This window comes from Campylobacter sp. W0014, assembly GCF_020135975.1.
Lineage (GTDB): Bacteria > Campylobacterota > Campylobacteria > Campylobacterales > Campylobacteraceae > Campylobacter_D.
The window spans coordinates 1-756 of the sequence record NZ_JACHTR010000085.1 but is presented as its reverse complement, the minus strand read 5'-3'; the positions used below and the strand labels follow the sequence as shown (position 1 = coordinate 756).

Genomic DNA, 756 nt, shown 5'->3' with positions numbered 1-756 from the left:
TAAAGGACCCTTACCATGCAAAACCCAAAATCAGCCATAGAAAGAATCAAAAACCATTTAGCTTATAAACTCGGTCAAGCTATGATCGAATATAATAAAAATGGGGGGGGGTATTTAAGCTTATTTAAAAAGCTTTATAGCATTATAAAACAATATAAAAAAGAAAAATTAATCTATCAAGAAACCGTTAAAGTCTTTCCTTCTTTAAAATATCCCAACTTAGAAAAATGTCCTGATTATAAACAAGCTTTAAAATATCAATTTCATTTATCTTATATGTTAGGTGAAGTTCTAATCAAAACTTTTAAAACTTGGTATAAAGGAAGTATTTTTACATTGGCTAAAAATATAAAAAAAGCCAATAAAGAATTTCAAATATTTAAAAAAACATTTGATCAATTTAAAATATATGATGTAGAAATTCCTAAAGATCTTTTAAGTAATAAATCTTTATTTTTGGAAAAAATTTTACAAATAGAAAAGCTATTAAAAACCCATAAAGATTATAAACCTATTATAGAAAATATCTTTCATAATTTTGATTATGTTATAAAGAATTTTAACCTTATAGAAGAATGGTTATTGTCAAATGATTTTAATGAAAAATACAAAAAAGAAAACCATCCTTATCCATCTTTACTTGATCCTAAAAAACTTAATGATGAAAAAGAAAAAATAAATTATAAAACTATACCGGCTGAACTTGCATGGGAAATGAATTTGCCTTTGCCAGATAATTATGAGTTCGTGTTTTTA

General features: G+C 24.1%; 1 pseudogene. It reads left to right on the top strand.

The features are described from left to right. Positions 1 to 15: 15 nt before the first annotated feature. Positions 16 to 756 (top strand): annotated as a pseudogene (locus H2277_RS09060) (hypothetical protein); the annotation flags it as partial.